The sequence below is a fragment of the Vibrio aestuarianus genome (genome assembly GCF_028858425.1).
GTDB classification, from domain to species: Bacteria; Pseudomonadota; Gammaproteobacteria; order Enterobacterales; family Vibrionaceae; genus Vibrio; species Vibrio aestuarianus.
This window is the reverse complement of sequence record NZ_JAKNYQ010000001.1, coordinates 1,531,177-1,550,237: the sequence shown is the minus strand read 5'-3', so window position 1 is coordinate 1,550,237 and position 19,061 is coordinate 1,531,177. Positions and strand designations below refer to the sequence as shown.

19 protein-coding genes are annotated in these 19,061 nt (G+C 42.7%); 11 read left to right on the top strand and 8 right to left on the bottom strand.

Annotated elements, in window-relative coordinates:
* Positions 1–41: 41 nt before the first annotated feature.
* Together MCT08_RS07365 and MCT08_RS07360 are read right to left on the bottom strand one after the other, a co-directional pair.
* Positions 42–722, bottom strand: coding sequence for a response regulator (locus tag MCT08_RS07365; protein WP_053309398.1), 681 nt, complete (start codon positions 720–722; stop codon positions 42–44).
* On the bottom strand, positions 719–2,338 hold the full coding sequence (locus MCT08_RS07360; RefSeq protein ID WP_053309397.1) for an ATP-binding protein: 1,620 nt from the start codon (positions 2,336–2,338) through the stop codon (positions 719–721). Before MCT08_RS07360 ends, MCT08_RS07365 begins: the two co-directional genes overlap by 4 nt.
* 356 nt (positions 2,339–2,694) lie before the next feature.
* Here MCT08_RS07360 and MCT08_RS07355 point away from each other — a divergent pair, with 356 nt between their 5' ends.
* From MCT08_RS07355 to MCT08_RS07335, 5 genes are all read left to right on the top strand, one after another.
* Complete coding sequence (locus MCT08_RS07355; RefSeq protein WP_053309396.1) at positions 2,695–2,928, top strand: hypothetical protein; 234 nt, start codon at positions 2,695–2,697, stop codon at positions 2,926–2,928.
* A gap of 134 nt (positions 2,929–3,062) precedes the next feature.
* Positions 3,063–4,505 carry a TolC family protein gene (locus MCT08_RS07350; RefSeq protein WP_053309395.1) on the top strand — a complete coding sequence of 481 codons (1,443 nt, stop codon included), beginning with the start codon at positions 3,063–3,065 and terminating at the stop codon, positions 4,503–4,505.
* Positions 4,502–5,476, top strand: coding sequence for an HlyD family secretion protein (locus MCT08_RS07345; protein WP_053309394.1), 975 nt, complete (start codon positions 4,502–4,504; stop codon positions 5,474–5,476). Before MCT08_RS07350 ends, MCT08_RS07345 begins: the two co-directional genes overlap by 4 nt.
* A gap of 5 nt (positions 5,477–5,481) precedes the next feature.
* Positions 5,482–6,630 (top strand): ABC transporter permease, encoded by a 1,149-nt coding sequence (locus MCT08_RS07340; protein WP_274678142.1) that lies wholly within the window; start codon positions 5,482–5,484, stop codon positions 6,628–6,630.
* Positions 6,623–7,759: an ABC transporter permease gene (locus MCT08_RS07335; RefSeq protein ID WP_274678141.1), complete on the top strand. Its 1,137-nt coding sequence runs from the start codon at positions 6,623–6,625 to the stop codon at positions 7,757–7,759. The genes MCT08_RS07340 and MCT08_RS07335 overlap by 8 nt, the downstream gene beginning before the upstream one ends.
* 2 nt (positions 7,760–7,761) lie before the next feature.
* Here the strand turns inward: MCT08_RS07335 and MCT08_RS07330 are convergent, their stop codons facing one another.
* The gene (locus MCT08_RS07330) at positions 7,762–8,136 is read right to left on the bottom strand and encodes an ATP-binding protein (protein WP_261915578.1); all 375 of its coding nucleotides are present in this window, start codon (positions 8,134–8,136) and stop codon (positions 7,762–7,764) included.
* A 186-nt stretch (positions 8,137–8,322) separates the two neighbouring features.
* Here MCT08_RS07330 and metA point away from each other — a divergent pair, with 186 nt between their 5' ends.
* Entirely contained in the window at positions 8,323–9,264 is a 942-nt protein-coding gene (gene metA, locus MCT08_RS07325) for a homoserine O-acetyltransferase MetA (protein WP_274678140.1), read from the top strand.
* A 142-nt stretch (positions 9,265–9,406) separates the two neighbouring features.
* On the opposite strand, the gene MCT08_RS07320 is transcribed toward metA, so the two are convergent.
* Entirely contained in the window at positions 9,407–12,322 is a 2,916-nt protein-coding gene (locus MCT08_RS07320; protein WP_274678139.1) for an HD domain-containing phosphohydrolase, read from the bottom strand.
* Between the two features lie 207 nt (positions 12,323–12,529).
* Here MCT08_RS07320 and pilW point away from each other — a divergent pair, with 207 nt between their 5' ends.
* On the top strand, positions 12,530–13,258 hold the full coding sequence (gene pilW / locus MCT08_RS07315) for a type IV pilus biogenesis/stability protein PilW (RefSeq protein ID WP_053309389.1): 729 nt from the start codon (positions 12,530–12,532) through the stop codon (positions 13,256–13,258).
* A gap of 45 nt (positions 13,259–13,303) precedes the next feature.
* Here pilW and MCT08_RS07310 read toward each other — a convergent pair whose 3' ends face one another.
* The 3 genes from MCT08_RS07310 to MCT08_RS07300 all read right to left on the bottom strand — a co-directional run bounded on the left by MCT08_RS07310 (position 13,304) and on the right by MCT08_RS07300 (position 15,135).
* A complete protein-coding gene (locus MCT08_RS07310) occupies positions 13,304–13,525 on the bottom strand; it encodes a hypothetical protein (protein WP_053309388.1) in 222 nt (73 codons plus the stop codon).
* A gap of 63 nt (positions 13,526–13,588) precedes the next feature.
* The gene (gene rlmF, locus MCT08_RS07305; RefSeq protein ID WP_274678138.1) at positions 13,589–14,632 is read right to left on the bottom strand and encodes a 23S rRNA (adenine(1618)-N(6))-methyltransferase RlmF; all 1,044 of its coding nucleotides are present in this window, start codon (positions 14,630–14,632) and stop codon (positions 13,589–13,591) included.
* Positions 14,632–15,135: a M48 metallopeptidase family protein gene (locus tag MCT08_RS07300; RefSeq protein ID WP_171979637.1), complete on the bottom strand. Its 504-nt coding sequence runs from the start codon at positions 15,133–15,135 to the stop codon at positions 14,632–14,634. Before MCT08_RS07300 ends, rlmF begins: the two co-directional genes overlap by 1 nt.
* Positions 15,136–15,306: 171 nt before the next feature.
* On the opposite strand from MCT08_RS07300, the gene MCT08_RS07295 reads away from it, so the two are divergent.
* On the top strand, positions 15,307–15,537 hold the full coding sequence (locus MCT08_RS07295) for a glutaredoxin family protein (protein WP_053309385.1): 231 nt from the start codon (positions 15,307–15,309) through the stop codon (positions 15,535–15,537).
* A 10-nt stretch (positions 15,538–15,547) separates the two neighbouring features.
* Here the strand turns inward: MCT08_RS07295 and MCT08_RS07290 are convergent, their stop codons facing one another.
* Positions 15,548–16,417, bottom strand: a complete 870-nt coding sequence (locus MCT08_RS07290) for a LysR family transcriptional regulator (RefSeq protein WP_168521846.1) — start codon at positions 16,415–16,417, stop codon at positions 15,548–15,550.
* Positions 16,418–16,534: 117 nt separating this feature from the next.
* Here MCT08_RS07290 and MCT08_RS07285 point away from each other — a divergent pair, with 117 nt between their 5' ends.
* The 3 genes from MCT08_RS07285 to MCT08_RS07275 all read left to right on the top strand — a co-directional run bounded on the left by MCT08_RS07285 (position 16,535) and on the right by MCT08_RS07275 (position 19,037).
* The gene (locus MCT08_RS07285) at positions 16,535–17,749 is read left to right on the top strand and encodes an MFS transporter (protein WP_274673225.1); all 1,215 of its coding nucleotides are present in this window, start codon (positions 16,535–16,537) and stop codon (positions 17,747–17,749) included.
* 43 nt (positions 17,750–17,792) lie between these two features.
* Complete coding sequence (locus MCT08_RS07280) at positions 17,793–18,365, top strand: DUF1415 domain-containing protein (protein ID WP_168521844.1); 573 nt, start codon at positions 17,793–17,795, stop codon at positions 18,363–18,365.
* Between the two features lie 96 nt (positions 18,366–18,461).
* Entirely contained in the window at positions 18,462–19,037 is a 576-nt protein-coding gene (locus tag MCT08_RS07275; RefSeq protein ID WP_053309381.1) for a nucleoside triphosphate pyrophosphohydrolase family protein, read from the top strand.
* Positions 19,038–19,061 lie beyond the last annotated feature (24 nt).

Genomic DNA, 19,061 nt, shown 5'->3' with positions numbered 1-19,061 from the left:
TACTTACATGCTGTGGAAAAAGACTCCTCTAATAGAGCCTGCTATCTCATCACTTTTTTATAGCAACGCTCAGGCCTTCCAACAGTGCCATAATTTAAATCTGCCTCTAATTCACCACCACTAATCAAATACTCAAGATAGCGCCTTGCCGTGGTTCGACTAGCACCAATCTGCTCTCCGGCTTCGTCGGCAGTTAGACTGCAAGGCTCGTTAAATAAATGACGTATTTTATCCAAGGTGACTGAATCGATACCTTTAGGTAAACGACGGTGAACCGATGATTCACCTGAGCTTGCGGTTAACATTTTGTCGACCAGCCCTTGATCAAGGTCAGTGGCAGAGCCAAGCTCGCTTTGCTGAATTTGGTACTTCTTCAATGCAGATTCTAAGCGTGGAAACATCACCGGTTTGAGAAGGTAATCCACAACACCACCGCGCATTGCCTGTTGTAATGTTTCAACATCACGAGCAGCGGTGATTAAAATGACATCACATCCTTGGTTATTGCCACGAACTTGTTGCAGAATGTCGAGCCCCGTGCCATCTGGTAAGTAGACATCCAATAAAACTAAATTCGGTTTTAATAGCTCCAATTGCATCACGGCTTCAGCCTGTGTCGTGGCTATGCCAACCACATCAAAACCGCTGATTTGTGTCAGGTAGCGATGATGCAATTGCGCAATAGCAATATCATCTTCAATGATCATGACACGGGTATTCATATTTGTTCTTCCTTAGGTAAATAAACGGTCACTCTTGTACCAAATGTTTTGTTGCTCTTCATTTCAAGACTGCCTTGATAACGATCAGTCAATTGCTTCACTAAATACAGGCCAACACCTCGGTTATGAGAAGCTTTACTCGACACCCCTTTTTTCCACAGCATCTCTGGTGACCATTGCGCAGGTAAACCACATCCTTGGTCATTCACTTCAAGGATGATTTCATTGCCGTAGTCACCAATAGAGACCTCTATAATACGCCGCTCTTGGGTAATTCGTTGTTCAGTTCGAATAGCAGTAAGTGTGGCATCAAACGCATTATCAATGAGATTGCCCAACAAGGTGACGATATCCTCAGCGTTGATCCTGTTAGGCAAAGGTTCTAAACGCGAACCTTCTTCCACAATCAATTCCAGCCCTAACTCACGTGCTCGTTCCGTTTTTCCTAGCAACATTCCGGCTATCAGCGGGTCTTTCACCGTTTCTCTTAAAAATTCGATAAGCTGTTGGTAGTGAGCGGTTTCTTGTCCAATCAACTGTTGTACTGCTTCTAACTCACCCATTTGCACTAATCCACTGATAGTATTGAGTTTATTTCTATGTTCGTGAGTTTGTGAACGCAACATTTCTGCATACTCTTTGGTTTGCGATAATTGCTCGGTCAATTCGTTGATCTCGTCCCGCAGACGGAAACTAGACACCGCACCAACCACTTTTCCATCAACCGTGATAGGACTACGATTCGCAATTAAACGCTGTTGATTCAGAAACAGTTCAATGTCGTTATCCGGCAGGCCACTTTCAATAACTGTCATCAAGTCACTTTGAGGCAACGAAAGAGAAAGCGCTTTATTGAGCGCGGTTTCTCTATCAATACCTAAAATGTCACAAGCACTCTTGTTAATGGAACGAAGAATACCTTGATGATCAATACTTAAAATACCCTCTTTCAAGGTACTCATAGTCACATCGAGCTCTACATACAAGCGCCCGATCTCTTCTGGCTCAAAACCTAAAATCGCTTTTTGAAAACGCCGAGACGCGTAGCTCGATACCACTGCATTGGCGGCAACAACCAACAGCGCCATTGCAATAAGATAAATTAAAAAGGGCTCGATGCGATCTTGTAAACGTTCAATTAAATAACCGACAGAGACAACACCAATAATCTGACCTTCTGCATTAAATACCGCGGCCTTGCCCCGAACCGACTTACCTAATGAGCCTTGTGCAAAAGAGACATATGACTGACCTTGCACCAAGGCTTGTTCGTTATCGCCTCCTTTCATCGGTAAACCAATGCGTCCATCAATGGGATGTACCAAGCGAATACCATTTTGATCGCCAATTACGATGAATGCCGCGCCAATAAGTTGTGTTAATTCTCGAAATCGTTCTTGGTACTCACTGCCACTGGCTGATTCGATCATAGTAACGACACTCGGTGACTGTGCTAAAAACGATGCAACACCGAGAGCTTTTAACCCCATTTCTTGTTCTTGCTCATGCTTGATGTAGACAAACCCCGCTGCAACTAATAGCAGTAATTCGATAAGTCCAGACAAGGTCATGATAATCAGCATCCGTTTACGAAAGCTGATACGACTCCAAACCATATTGTTCTCCTTCCGCCAAGAGAAAATAACATCAATTTAACATTCAATCGAAAAGATAAAGAGATAACTGTGAACACAAAGGGGCATGAGAATACTAAGAGGATAATGAATGTTTACTTTGCAATATCACCCACCAACAATAAGCATCAACACACATAAAACGTTGTGATTATTTTTTTGTGATGAGTATCACGCCGAATTTAGGTATTTTTTAGTTCATCACTGCATATGACTTGTATACTTAATGAGCAAAAACGATGAGGTAATGGCAGAACACACCTCGTTGGAGATAGCCCTATAATAACCATACCAATTGCTATCGATCGATTCACAACATTGTCAGAAGGAAACTTACAATGAAACGCGATGCCTTTGGAATTTGCCTTTCTCGGGACATGCTGTTTGATAACCTGCATTCAACGTTCACACACGTAAGAGCTTATGAACTCAAAACGGAGTCGAATGAAGACCTAAGGGTGTTACTCGCTTTCCCGCAGATGTCTGGAAAAGATGTCCTCTCCACCATGCAAGGTAGCCAAAAACTTGAATGGAGAGCCGATTACTTTTGCCCATCTCATCATAAGCATTGAATTTTATTGAGATGCATTCCGTGCTAGTGTCTATAATTCACGCCGCTAGTCGGCATTTCAATCATAAAAGTGCTGTTGACTTAGACAGCAAATAATTAGAGTATAAGCTCTAATTATTACAATTCGAGCTTAGCATGAAAGCGAAAACCATCAGTCTTGTACTATCTGCATTATTTGGCGCAGCTTCCTCTTCTCCATTTGCTGCGCCGATCTCCTTCCAACAAGCGTGGGAACTTTTGCAAGAAAGCAATAATTCTCTTGCTGCTGGTCGGGCTAACGTGGAACGTTATCAGCACATCAAAAATTCCACAAATAATTTAAACCTACCTTCCGTAACTCTAGGCGCAAACTATACACGTTTGGATCAAGATATCACGCTGTCTGGAAAACAGATCTTCGATAGCACAGGGCAATCTATTTCCCCTTCTTTACCTCCAATTTTCGGACCTATAATTGCTAGTGCTGGCGCAATAACATCAACCATTGCTGAACGCGATATTTTTAGCTCTTCGATCCGAGCTGTTTGGCCTATTTTTACTGGCGGACGAATTGATGCCGCACAGTCAGCAGCGGAAGGCCGGCAAGAAGAGGCACAAAGCCAGTTAGCGATGGAGACTCAAGCACGCTATGAAGATCTCAGCAAATACTACTTCAGTGTGTTGCTGGCAAAAGAAGTGTTAATCACACGCCAAGCCGCAGAATTGGGTCTAACTAAACATCGTGATAATGCATTGAAACTTGAGCAACAAGGTCAAATTGCACATGTCGAACGTTTACAAGCAGAAGCTTCTCTCGATAAGGCGATTGTAGAGCGCAAGAAAGCGCAAAAGAACTTAGATATTGCACAGAGTGCTTTGACACAAATTCTGGGTCAAAATGAAAAAGTTGAGCCCAATGGTTCACTGTTTATTAACAGCAGCTTGCCTCCTCTTTCGATTTTTGTTGATCAAACACTGAACACTTATCCAGGACTTGCGTTACTTGAAGCAAAGGAAAAACAAGCCAACAGTTTAATGAAAGCTGAAAAAGGCAAATACTATCCAGAAGTTTATCTTTATGGAGATTACAACCTCTATGAAGATGACTCACTGGCCAGCCAGTTAAAACCAGATTGGTTAGTGGGTGTCGGGGTCAACATTCCTTTGATCGAATCTTCTGGCCGTAGTGATCAAGTCAAAGCCGCCCATAGCGCTATCTCACAAGTAAAGTATTTAAAAGCACAAGCTAAGCAAGATTTGAGTGTATTAGTTGAAAAAACCTACCTCGAAGCAGAACAAGCCTTAGAAGAGGTTACTGGGTTAAATTCTAGCTTATCACTTGCCAATGAGAATTTACGCTTACGCCAAAAAGCTTTCAGCCAAGGCCTAGCAACGTCATTAGATGTCGTCGATGCCGAACTGTACCTAGCGAGCATTAAAACTCAGCGCTCATTGGCCAGCTTTAACTACTTACTCTCTTTGAATAAATTATTGGCACTAACCAGCGAAATGAATACGTTTCCTAACTACAAACAATCAGCAATTCCGTTAAATACAGCATTAACCAACCCATCAATTGATCAAAAGGATGCCTTATGAAAGCCGTAAAACCAACATTGATTGCTCTCTCAGCTATCATTGCGATCTCTTGGGTGGGTTATCGCTTTTATCAAGCTTATCAACCAGAGCCGATTCGTCTACAAGGTCAAATTGAGTCAGAGCAATACAGCATTTCTTCAAAAGTACCAGGTCGTATTGACCAAGTCTTAGTGCGAAAAGGTGACATTGTCGAACGAGGACAGCTTATTTTTACACTGCATAGCCCAGAAATTGAAGCCAAATTAGAACAAGCGATTGCAGGGCAAAAAGCCGCAGGTGCATTAGCGAAAGAAGCTGAAAATGGTGCTAGAAACCAACAAATTCAAGCAGCTAAAGATCAGTGGCTTAAAGCCAAAGCTGCTGCTGATTTGATGGAAAAAACCTACTTGCGCGTTAATAACCTCTACCGTGACGGTGTGGTAGCAGAACAAAAACGTGATGAAACTAATACCCAATGGCAAGCAGCAAAATATACAGAAAGCGCAGCTTTTCAGATGTACCAAATGGCAAAAGAAGGAGTTCGCTCTGAAACCAAGCAAGCCGCTGCAGAGAAAGAACGCATGGCTGCTGGTGCTGTAGCAGAAGTTGAAGCGTACGCAGCGGATACCAAAATTGAAAGTTGGTTTGATGGTGAAGTCTCACAAGTACTGTTAAAAAGTGGCGAATTGGCCCCACAAGGATTCCCAGTTGTTACCGTGGTAGATACAAAGCAGTCATGGGCGGTACTTAATGTCCGTGAAGATCAACTCAAGCACTTCCAGAAAGGAGCAACGTTTAATGCTTATATCCCAGCACTAGAGACCAACGTAGAGTTTCAAGTTGCTCATATTGCCGTGATGGGTGACTTCGCCACTTGGCGCTCGACTGATGCCTCTCAAGGCTTTGACCTACGTACATTCGAAGTTGAAGCGCGCCCGACAACGCAAATTGAAGGACTGCGTATGGGCATGAGTTTAGTAGTTGAGTTATAAGCCGTATGTCAATTCAACCTCGTTCACAGTGGCCTTTACTGCGTCATGACCCTTGGTTATTGTCGTGCCTAACCTGGGTGCCCATTGTATTGGCATTCAGTATTTGGTGGATCTTTTCACAAGGCATTGCTCGTGACTTACCGATTGGCGTCGTAGATTTATCTCATAGCCAGCTATCACGGCAATTGGTGAGGGAGCTTGATGCGACCTCTACCCTAACGGTTGAGAAACATTACCAAGACGTTAGTCAGGCTAAAGCTGCGCTTATTGAAAGCGATATTTATGCGTACGTTGTCATTCCGTATGGTTTCGATAAATCCATCATGCGTGGTGAACAGCCACAAGTTTCCACCTTTTTTAATAGCCAATATATTTTGGTTGGCAAGTTAATCAATTCTGCTGTTGTACAAGCTCAAAGTACCTTCAACGCACAGATTGATGTGATGAAAACGTTAGCGTCAAGCAACCAAACTACCCTAAGTGCAATGGGACGAGCCGTTCCAATACGCACCCAACTGACGCCATTATTTAATCTAAACACCAACTATGCCCAATTTTTAGTGTCAGCCGCTATACCCGCGATCTGGCAAATTGTGATTGTTGTTAGCACCATTATGATACTCGCGGCTAACTATCGTCATTTTGGGTTAAAAAACTGGCTGGGTGACAGACCACTATACGTATTAGTAAGAACTCTCAAGTACTATATCCCTTTATTTATGCTGCAAGGTATAGGGTTTTTGATCTGGTTTTATCAGTGGCTTGATTGGCCAATGCAAGGGAGCTTTGGCATTTTAATTATTGCGCAAATTTTCACGACTATAGCCTGCATCATCATGGGAGCACTGTTCTTTTTCTTGACCTTAGACTCAGCAAGAGCAATGAGTTTTGCTGGTGCTTACACCGCTCCAAGCTTTGCCTTTATGGGCATCACCTTCCCCGCAACAGATATGAACTCTCTCGCACAGTTATGGCGTAATATATTGCCTATTAGTCACTATATCGAGGTACAGGTCAGTCAAGTAAGTTATGATGCCAGCGCATGGCGTTCATTTGAATATTTGGTCCCTATGTTTGGCTATGCGTTACCACTAGCCTTGATACTATTGTTGATCAAAAAACATATTAAAGCAGAGCAGTTAAACCATGACTGAAACAATAAAATTCCTCGCTCTGCTTAAAGCGGAGTTAAAAGCATTCTTTACCAATCCGGTTGTCTTACTCACCGTATTTGGTGGGGTTGTTTTTTATTCGTTTTTATATCCACTGCCCTATACTCAACAAACACCAAGAGGGCAGCTGCTAACCATCGTCAACTTAGATAAGAGCCAAGCCAGTTATCAACTTGAACGCATGGTAGACGCAACCCCTCAAGTTAAGGTTGTTCAGAGAAATAGTACCATTGAAGAAGCTAAACACGCTTTCTTGGACAGACAAGTCAGCGGCATTCTCGTCATTCCTGAACATTTCTACAGAGATTTATTACTAGGCAAAAGCCCCACGCTCGCTTACGCTGGCGATGCTTCTTACTTTTTAGTGTATGGCACTATTGTTGAGGGGCTTGTGCAAGCTGGTGGTACGCTGGCCGCACAAAGTAAGGTTTCGCGTTTAGTTATTGAAGGTGAACCTATGGCGTTCGCTTCACAGCACTTTTCAGCAACAAACATCAATCTTAAGCCCACTTTCAATGCACGCATGGGTTATGTTGATTACGTCGTTCCTGCCGTGTTTGTTTTGATCTTACAACAAACCCTAGTGATGGCATCGGGGCTAATGGGAGGCACGCAAAAACATGGACATGGGTATTGGTCAAACACCACTCCCTTGCGGCTGCTACTGGCACGCAGTGTAGTTTTGGTTGTCGTTTATTATCTTCTCAGTATGTATTACTTTGGCGCGAGCTTTAGTTCACATGGTGTTAATACGATTGGCAATGCATCGCAAATACTGTTGCTGCTTTTACCCTTTTTACTTTGCTGTTGCTTCATCGGCATTTGGCTCGGTGCGATTACACCAAGACGTGAATTAGTTACCCTTGTGGTGTTGGTAAGCTCAATGCCACTGGTTTTCTCTGCTGGTTTTATTTGGCCAATCGAAGCGATTCCTAGTCCAATGGTGTGGATATCAAACCTATTCCCAAGTACACCAGCAATTCAAGGTTTCCTTGGTTTAAACCAAATGGGCGCATCCTGGTCTCAAATTGAGCCAAAGTGGTGGTTATTGTGGGCACAGACAGCTGGCTGGGGAGCACTCGCTCTTTATCAGTTACGTCGAGTTCACTAGCATTACTCTTGCCACTGTTGGCGCATTCGTTCAACAGTGGCGTCATCAACCTCATGAATATTTTGAAACTGCCCACGGCAAATGATTATTTTTAACCTCGCCTTGTAGCGTTTAGCTAATTGCTTATACACTTTCATCTCCCAATGACGGACAAAAGTATTCGACACGACCACGCTTTCCCCTTTAGCTAACCACTGCTGTGCTTGCCGTTGGCACCATTGGTGTGCTTGTTGGATTTTTTCCGGGTGATAATGGTATTCACCATGCTCATTAACAAAGTACATATCAGCTTCTAAATGCCGACCTGGCATTGCCTTGGCTAAGGTGGATTTCCCCGAGCCAGGTAAACCTCGAACTAAAGTTAGCGTTAATGTCATAAACGGCAGCATAATCAAATTGGACGTTGGCACACTATATACCCAAACGGCTTGAAGTGCAGATAAGCGGCGAGTTGGAAAGGTATAGCGAATTTTCAATTAGATTAACTTTACTGTCGACAATCAGTTTTTATTGAGTTAACTTTGGAAGTATAGACGTCCATGATATAGCTTAGGGAGAAAGCTGTGCCGATTAAGATCCCCGATCAACTACCCGCTAGTGATGTGCTGCGTAACGAAAACATTTTCGTGATGTCAGAAACACGCGCCTCGACTCAGGGCATTCGTCCACTTAAAGTTTTGATCTTAAATTTAATGCCTAAGAAGATCGAGACAGAAACTCAGTTTCTACGTCTACTGTCTAATAGCCCACTACAAGTAGATATCGAACTACTGAGAATTGATGACCGCCCAAGTAAAAATACGCCAAACGAGCATTTAGATAACTTTTATCGTCAGTTTGAAATGGTTAAACATCGCAATTTTGATGGACTGATCATCACCGGTGCTCCACTCGGTTTGGTGCAATTTGAAGATGTGCTTTATTGGGATCATCTAAAAAGTGTCATGGCGTGGGCAAAAAATCATGTTACGTCAACATTGTATGTGTGTTGGGCTGCGCAAGCGGGGCTAAAGCTGCTTTATAATTTGCCTAAACGCACACGAAAAGAAAAACTGTCGGGTGTTTACCATCATGAAATTCAGAATCCATTCCATCCTATTTTGCGTGGTTTTGATGACTCATTTTTAGCACCGCATTCACGCTACGCTGACTTTTCACCTGAATATTTAGCAGAGCATACTGATTTAGACATTCTCGCCACCTCTGATGTAGCAGGCGTGTATCTGGCATCAACCAAAGATAAGCGCAATGTGTTTGTCACCGGGCATCCAGAGTATGACGCCCATACTTTGCACGGTGAATATGTTAGAGATCTAAGTGAAGGTATGGAGCCTGCGATCCCTGTCAACTATTATCCCAATGACAACCCAGACAACAAACCAATAGCAAGCTGGAGAAGCCATGGCCATTTGCTATTTGCTAACTGGTTGAACTATTGTGTATACCAACAAACGCCATATGATCTTGAACACTTTAGTGAAGATAAATTTACAAAAGATACCTAAAGCACTTTCATTTTCGTCAACATCAAATTAGATCATGTATTAAGTAAATGACAGAGGATGGCTTGCTAAGTCACCTTCTGTCATCCTAGCCTTCCATTATTAACGGAATGCTGACTCAAGTTTGCTGGTTAAAACGCCTCTCTTACGCCGCTACGTATTTAGAGATATCAACGCTATCGATCTGCTCTGCGGCCATAAATTGCTCGGCATATTGCTGATAAATCCCCGATGTCAGAAATAGCTTAAATAGCTGGGCATCAATATGCTGATCCTTAGCCATAAAACTCATGATGTTAATCGACTCAGATAATGTTTTCGCTTTCTTATAAGGTCGATCAGAACTGGTGAGTGCTTCAAAAATATCGGCAATCGCCATAATTCTTGCTGTAAGTGGCATTTCCTCGGCTTTAAGCCCCATAGGGTAACCTGTGCCATCCATTTTTTCATGATGTCCACCAGCAATACTTGGAATATTTTTCATTGAGCTGGGGAACGGTAATCGCTCTAACATTTTTATTGTTTGAATAATGTGGTCGTTGATGATGAACCGCTCTTCCTCTGTCAAGGTGCCGCGTTGAATAGATAAATTATACCGCTCCCCCAAATTAGCTTGATATTGGGGTTTTACCATAGAGAACCGAGGGTCGGTTTCAGTAATAACTTTCCAATCAATAAGATGCTCAGGCTTATCTTGTAAAAGCTTCTCTTGCACTGGTAGTTGCTCTGGTTTGTCTGAGTAACGTTCTGCCTCTACCCATGACAGACCAAGTCGGTTGCTGAGTGTTCTGCCCCATGAACGGTTACCAATTTGTCCAATACGTTCAATTGACTCATGAGATAAAAACTCCCCCCCCTGATTAACCTGTGCAATAAAGGCAAATTCATCATCCAACTGCTGCCACTGTAATTCTAATTGCTGGCGTAATTCTGTTGGTAATTCATTCTTCAGCGCTATTTTATACATCTTAATTTCAGCATCTCGTTTTAGCACTTCAAAGCGTGTTCGTATTTCATGAATTCGGTTATATATCGTTTCTAACTTCACCGATTTATCAACCACATACTCTGGTGTAGTTATTTTCCCACAGTCATGTAACCATGCCGCAATGCGCAACTCTTCCCACTCTTCTTCATTTAAGCGAAAACTCCTATAAGTATCATCGTTATCATGAGCCGCTTTTGCCAACCATTGAGTTAACACAGGGACTCGTTGACAATGATTACCTGTGTAAGGAGATTTGGTATCAATCGTACTCGCCATTAACTGAATGATTGAATCTAATAATGCTTTTTGCTCCGCCGACATTTTACGAGCTTCAATGGTGACTGATATATAACCTGTCAGTGCTTCGATAAAATGAAGTTGATGAGCAAGAATACGCTGCTTATTTTCTTCCGAGGAAGAAAAGCCGATCGTACCAATCACGTTCCGTCTACGATCAAGCAATGGAAAAAAAAGATACCAGTCTGATGGCTGCGCAATGGGCTTGGACGAGAATTTACGAAGTTGCTGAGCCGATATTGCAGCATAAGTCTGTTGTCCAATAAGTTTATCCATCAATTGCTTTAGACGCTCATCATCAACATCTAAGGTTTGGTATTGTTCAACATTACGCTCTCCCGTACCCTCAGCCCAAACATAGTGTGGAACCAGTTTATTTTTTTCTGAATCTAAGAGATAAACGAACGTTCCTTTTGAACCCGTTGCACGTGCGGTATCTTTACACACTCGGCCCAAAAGTTGTTCGAGATTGTGTTCTTGTGCGATAGCATTGGTCATGGAGATAAAGCGGCTGAGTGTATTTTGCATCCCTGACAAAGAACCGCGCAGCTCATTGATTTCTTTAATGTTTGAAGGGGATAAAGGCGATACTGTAAAGTCCAACTTTTCAATAGACTTCGCTTTTAGCGATGCTTGTTTGATTGGCTTCGATACCCATCGAGATACATAATAGATCATCGGTAATAAAATCAGGAGTAACAAAAATGAGCTTAGCAATGCATTAAATAAGATCTCTTCACCACTATCAAATAAGTCCGAAGCTCGGGCGATAATCAAAAGATACAAATCTTCTTTCTTATAAATTGGGATATTCACCACCTGGGTGTACCACAGATCCCCATTTATCCACTCACTATGTAGCGTATTCTTTTCACTCTTAGATTCACTAGCATGATACTCAATAGCTGACAACATCACGGCTTCATTAATGTTCTTGACCATAGGCTCACTTTGATTGCTAAAATTAGCCTGCTTGTCAAATACCGAAGGGTCACTATAGGCATAAACATACTCACTGCTGTCATAAAGTACACGTATAGAAGACGGTTTTTTCAGCGTTTGCTGTAAAGTTCGCGACAGTTCCTTAGATAACAAATTAGCAGACACAACGGCACCAGAAGCATGTCGTTGACTCACATCCAAGCCAAATTGACCAAGTTTTTGTGAATAGTGAGGAACTGAGATATTAACCCCGTTTATTTTGGTATTTTGAAACCAAGAAAAAGTACGGCTATCAGTCCTGTTATCGACACTGCTTGTGGTAGCAAGCCACTGTTTATTCGCATCATAAAAAAGATGTGTATTCTCTTTCGTGGTAAACGAGTGGTTTTCGACCATAAACATCGTATTCGCTGGGGCATCAAAATCGCTGTTTTTAATATCAGGACCAAACATAGTCACAACAAATAAGTCCCCATTTGGATAACCAACTTGATAAACCGAATCTGCGGTTGAATCAGCTAACAACTCAAATATTACGGGCACAAATTTTTTACGCTCTTCAATATTACTCGCCGTCATCAAATCAGATGATGACAGTCCACGAACCGCAGAAAAGACCGAATGGTATTTCGCTGAGAATATCGTGTGAGTTTCACTGGCAATACGCTCAAACAACGCCTGATTTGACTGCAATAACATTTTGTTCAAACTGTTTTGCGTCAGCCAAATCTGAGTTGTACTAACCACAATGGCAACTGCAAAAAATAGCACCGAAACATAAACACGAATTGAAAAATTGAAGTTCGGCAGAATGCGACTTTTTCCAAATGCCATAATGTGTTCCCAAAAAAAGAAATGGATAAATTCATAGTAGGTTGTAACGCAATAGAACGAAAACCGAATACATAACTTGTTTGACTAATTTCTCACTATTAAACCATTGATAAAAAAACGGGGGCAACTCGCATAGTTGTCATCTCACTTTCCTTTAACAGCTTGACTTGCCTAATATAGCCCGCACATTTGCTGGGAGAAAAACTTATGATACGAATGCTGACCGCACTGTATCCTTTAGTACTTTCAGGGTGCATAACTGTTACAGAAAATCACCTTGCGCAGAACAGTGATTCAGAAATCAAGCATAATCCTATCGACATGGCTGAATCTCGTCTTGCGCTTGGTTTAGGCTATTTAGACAATGGCAATATGAGCAAAGCGCGTGAAAATTTAGAAAAAGCAATACACTATGCGCCAGATGATTATCGAACTCAGCTTGCCATGGCGCACTATCATGAAATGGTAGAGGAAACTGACGCCGCCCGGCATACTTACCATGCGGCGTTGAAAGCCCATCCGAAAAACGGCAATGTGCTCAATAACTACGGCACTTTTTTATGTAAGCAAGGACAATATGAACAAGCCGACCAATTTTTCAACCAAGCCATAATTCAACCTGATTACTACCTCACGGCCTCGAGTTATGAAAACGCGGCCTTTTGCGCCTTGAAGTCAGGAAATGAGGAAAAAGCACGCTACTATTTTACTCGAACATTAAATCATGACCCCGATCGTATTCGTGCCGCACTACAACTGACAAAACTAGAAATCAACGCCCAACAATATACTCAAGCTCGACTTCGTCTGATGCAATTAAACCAACGTTATGGTTATCAAAAAGCATCCTTACAACTATTGGTTGAACTGGAAAGAAAAGCAGGAAACACAACGTTAGAGAAAAAGTATCAGACATTACTCGATACTTTTTCTTAACTGAAAGAGGCTAACTTTTGCTCAGCGCTACTCAATAACTGAGAGTTACTTAATATTAGTAGGCCGGCCATCTTTGCCACCTTTGCGATCTCGATAGTGTGTCCTACGTAGTCGCTTTACTTTCTGGGAACGCTGAAGTTTTTTGTACTCTCGATACAAAATACGGATAAAAAAACCAAGCCCAACAACAAATAACAACGCAAATAAATAACCAAATGGCTGGCACAACCAGTCTGGTTGGCAAGGCATATAAATGTCAAATTCCATACCTCACTCCTATTATGCTGTTGCTCATTACTCTTTGATTGATAAACAGTTAGTTTGATTAGACTAACACTTTACCGCTAGCCACTGCTTGCGTTGGTTAGCATTTTGGAAACTCCACGCAATAAATCGACTCACTTTTTGCCCTTGTTGCATCTCAATGACTTTTACGCACTCGGCACCAACTTTATCTAGATTTTTCTTCATCCAACGAACATTGTCCTTTTTGGAGATCAAGGTTGTAAACCACAGTACTTGCTGCGCATAGTGTTTACTTTCAAATGCCATATTTTGAATAAAAGCCGCTTCACCACCGGGACACCATAACTCGGCTTTTTGTCCACCGAAGTTAAGCGTTGGCAGCTTACCTTTATTAACGCCTTGCGACACAAATTCTTGACCTTTTTTCGCTCGGTTAGCTTGCAAGTTTTTCAGTTTTCGTTCTGTACCTTGTTGGGCTTGTGCCATGGAAGCGTGAAAAGGCGGATTACAGGTCGTCACATCGTAGCGTTCACCATTTTCAATAATCCCTTTAAAAATGTGCTTTGAATCTTGCTGTAATCGACATTCAATACGCCCTATTAATGAAGGATTACCGGTAGCAATTAGATGAGCAGTTTTGACTGAAACAGGGTCAACATCACTACCAATATAACGCCAACCATATTCGCTCACGCCAACAATAGGGTAAATACAGTTTGCTCCAACACCAATGTCTAACGCGGTCACTTGTTGATGCTTTAGCTCAGCGCACTCTTCTAATAGTAAGTCGGCGACTCGGTGAATGTAATCTGCGCGGCCAGGGATCGGTGGGCACAAATAGCCCTCAGGAATATCCCAGTTAACAACTTGGTAGTGAAGCGCCAACAGCGCCTTATTGAGCATTTTGACCGCGCTAGGATCAGCAAAGTTTATACTCGCCGCTCCCTTTGGGTTAGTGATCACATACGCTTCTAGTTCAGGCATAGTTTTAACTAACGCGGGAAAATCATATTGCCCACGGTGTTGGTTTCGAGGATGTAGTCCTTGCTTAATATGAGAATTACCCTGCTTATCCTGAACGGAGGAAACTTGGCGTTTTTTATGCTGGTGCGTCGTTTTAGGTGGCATTATTGTCCCTCTTTTAAATCGAGATACATCATAAATAGTCGCGCATCTAACTCAAGTTGGTGATAGTTGGGTTCCATGTGACAACAAAGCTGATAAAACGCTTTGTTGTGATCTTTCTCTTTAATATGAGCAAGTTCATGTACTACCAGCATACGCAATAAAGGTTCTGGCGCTTGTTTAAAGGCACTGGCGATGCGAATTTCATTTTTTGATTTTATTTTTCCGCCATGCACTTTTGCCACATAACTGTGCAAACCTAATGCGTTGTTAATTATATGAATTTTATTGTCATATATCACTTTACTAATCGGTGGTGTCTTCTTCATATACTGGTTTTTAAGCTCAATGGCATAGTTGAATAACGCTTTTTCGCTTTGAATCGTATGGCGCTGCGGGTAGCGCTGTTCAAACCATGTGACTAGTTTTCCCGCCGTCACTAGCTGTTCGACCTGTGAAATGATATGTGGTGGGTAACCTTGTATATAGCGAAGAGATGGATGCATTGGATATCGACTGACAAAATAAAAGGCGCATAGTGTAACTGAATCACCTGATGCTTTCATCTATCTCACCCGAATCCACAGGATAAGCACACTGAGAGGGAACAGTTGAAACCATGCTGCGCTATCGGTAAACTGCTCAGCCTTTTGAAATAGATCCAATGAGTGAACCACATGAAACGCGTTGTCCTTTACGTTAAAGATAAATGCCCTCACTGCAAAGATGCACAACGCTACCTTGATGCCAAAGGCATCCAATATCGGCTATGCAACGCCAAAATGCAGCGTGGGCGTAAAGAACTAGACGCCATTGGTGCGCGCAGTGTCCCTGTTCTAAAAATTGGTGACCGAGTGCTGATTGGTTGGAACCCGACTAACTTCGAAAAAATCTACCAAAGCAACTAACGCCTTGCACCTAAACATATTGCTTCACGAACTCAATGAAGGTGCGATCTGCATTGGATAGATAACCCTCTTTACGCCATGCTAACGCTAAATCTAACCAAACCGGTGGGTTAAAAGGCACAGCTTGTACATCCGCTTCGTTTTCCGTTACCAACTCGAGCAATGCCGTAATAGCATATTCATGCTTGACGATACTAAGTATCATCGGTAGCAAGTTGGTTTCAAAGGAGAAATTGGCGCAAAGCTTATGTTCTTTGCACACTTTATCGATAAATTCTCGATGAAAGTAACCCGGTTTAAACATCACCAGTTCATGTTCAAAAAACGTATTAAAATCAATCGACGTTTGCTGCGCTAGCTCGTGTTGCTTACCGACTACTGCGACCATTTGCGATGACAGTAGAGGGTCAACTTCTAGATCGGGTGGAAGATCATGATTCAAAATTACGCCAATATCCAGCTCACCGCAAAGTAGCATTTTCCTAATCGATTGCGTACCCGCTTCAATTACCGTCATCTTCAAATTAGGAAAGTGGCTTTTAAACGCCATGACAATTTCTGGAAAAAAGTATGACCCCATCATACTTGGCGCACCTAACCTAACTTCACCTTTTACCAGACCTTTGAGTTCATCCATCGCCAATTGCGCATCTTCTAACTGCTGTAAAATTCGCGTAGCGTGTTCATACAGCACTTGGCCTTCGTGCGTTAATGTGACTTTGCGATCGTCTCGTTTAAACAGCACCACACCTAATTGCTGCTCAAATTTTTTAATGGAGATACTGAGCGCAGGCTGAGCTATGTGCAACATTCTGGCCGCAGATGTAAAGCTGCCGTAATTTGCAACAGCGGTAAAATGTTTCAGGTGGCGAGTGTCCATAGATATTGGCATCCATCTGGATATGCAAAATATATAACAATGATAATTTTAATATATTTTATCAATTCAGAAAGCACTGATATTGTGATCACGTTATTAAGAAATTGAGCAAAAATCATGATTGAAGTCGGCAGTAAAGCGTATCGAAAAGTGACCTTGGGTTTAGCTCTAGGCTCATTTTTGGTGTTTTGTAATCTTTATCTTTTTCAGCCAATGCTGCCCTATTTGGCTACTCACTTCCACGTCTCCGAAACACAAATCAACTGGTTATTTGCTGCATCGACTCTCGCTTTATCAGTTAGCTTGGTGCCTTGGGCTATCGGTTCTGAAGCGATTGGTCGAAGAAAAGTGATGCTTATGGGTCTATTTATGATGCCGTTTATTGGCGGTTTGATGCTGATAAGCCAACAATTGTGGGTTTTAATATTGGCGCGCGCATTGATGGGAATTGCGCTAGCCGCCTTTGCCTCTGTTGCCGTGGCCTACATGGCTGAAGAGCTCACTCCTCAGGCTTTTAATCAAGCAATTGGTGGCTACATTGCGGCCAATTCACTTGGTGGGATCAGCGGACGTATTTTAGGGGGAATCCTGACTGACGCTTTTGGATGGCAACAAGCGGTCATCGTCATCGCCTTCATTACCTTTATCAGTGCTATCGTGGTCGTATTGTTGCTGCCAACCCAACAAAACTTTGTGCCACAGCGCGGACTATTTTTCCATCATAATCGCGCCTTATTGAAGCATCTATCCAATCGCACCCTCTGGTTTGCGATGTTAATTGGTGGTACCAATTTCGCCCTGTTTGTAAACCTATATTCGGTGATGGGTTTTAGGCTAGTAGCGGAACCTTATTCGCTGCCCATTGGATTGGCTTCACTGATTTTCCTATGCTACTTAGCCGGAACACTCAGTTCTAAATTGACTGCTCACTGGAGTAGACGCTATAACGCGATTTCAGGCATGATGCTAGGAGCACTGCTCAGTTTATCCGGCATGTGGTTAGCACTGGTTGAATCGATTCCATTGATGCTTATTGGGTTAATGCTGATAAGCTCTGGCGCGTTTTTTACCCATACGCTTGCTTACGCTTGGGTCAGCCAGAAGGCGACGAGCGCCAAAGCAACAGCGACCGCTCTTTATTTGATGCATTATTATGTTGGTGGCAGTATCGGCGGCTTCTTCTTACTCTATTGTTGGCAACATGGCGGATGGGCGATGGTGGTGTCTGGCGGTATGCTGCTCTACGCCATCATGTTCTATTTATGCTGGAAGCTTCGCCACTACGACCGTTCCCTCGCAAAGCCCTCAGCTATTGGTGAAGTCTTAGGTTAACTCATGCTATGCTTGCGCTAAATTCATCAGCGCAATTACAATCATGAGCTCAACATTGAATACAGCGGTCATTACTGAACACGTCGAACAGTGGCTAAATGATGTCGTTATCGGTCTAAACCTCTGTCCTTTTGCCGCCAAGCCACAGCGTAATCAACAGATTAAAACCTTTGTCAGTACGGCTGATACAGAAGAGTTATTACTGCAAGATATTCTTGAACAGTTGCTTGAGCTAGATGGCTGTGAGGCAAAAACACTAGAAACTACGTTAGTTGTAGTACCCAATATGCTGCAGGACTTTTTCGACTACAACCTATTTATCGACTGGGTTGAAGCGTTAATTCGTCAACAAGATTGGGAAGGTATCTTCCAAGTGGCAACCTTCCACCCTGACTACTGCTTCGGTGGCACCGAGCCTGAAGATGATGAGAACCTAACCAATCGCTCTCCATACCCTATATTTCACTTAATCCGTGAAGAGAGCATGGAAAGGGTGCTCAAGCACTACCCTAATCCAGAGGCGATACCTGACACCAATATTGAGCGCGTCAGTAACCTTAGTGAACAAGAACGTCAGCAACTTTTCCCCTATCTTTTTTTAAATAGTCGACAGTGATTTTCTGCGCGAAGCACGAAGCATAATTCGCAGCATCGCCGTCAGTTTGTTACTATGCGACGCAATCAATACCAACCAACACAATGGACCGAGATAATGCATTTATCTAAGCTTACTCAAGAGATTTACGATCACCTTTACCGCGATATCACAGAGTTTCGTAGCACCTTTGACCTACCTGTTGCTGATGCTGGCAGTTTAGACAGCAAAGCCGACACGCTACATACCTCACTGGCGATTGAAGAGTTGACTGAACTTGCAGAAGCCGACAATAAAACCGAACAAGCTGACGCGATTATCGACACGGTTTATGTGTTGATGGGCCGTTTAGTCCACCTAGGCCATAGTAATATTGCTGACAACCTTGCAATCAGCTACCTGATCGATTTGCTGCTTAATGTTGCCGTTAACCGTGGTATCGATTTTATCCCGTGCTGGGATGAAGTACACAGCTCAAACATGAGCAAAGTGTGCCGTAACGAAAAGGAATATACCGAGACCAAAGCGCATTATGCAGAGCAAGGTATCGAACTAATGGCGGTACAGAAAGGCGATTATATTATTGCGAAATGCGCACAAGACTTCGTTTCTGACGCCAAAACCATTCGCCAAGGTAAAGTTCTAAAATCGGTTTATTACCGTCCAGCGGATCTAGCTTCACTGACGCAATAAATAAAAAAAACCACCTTGTGGGAG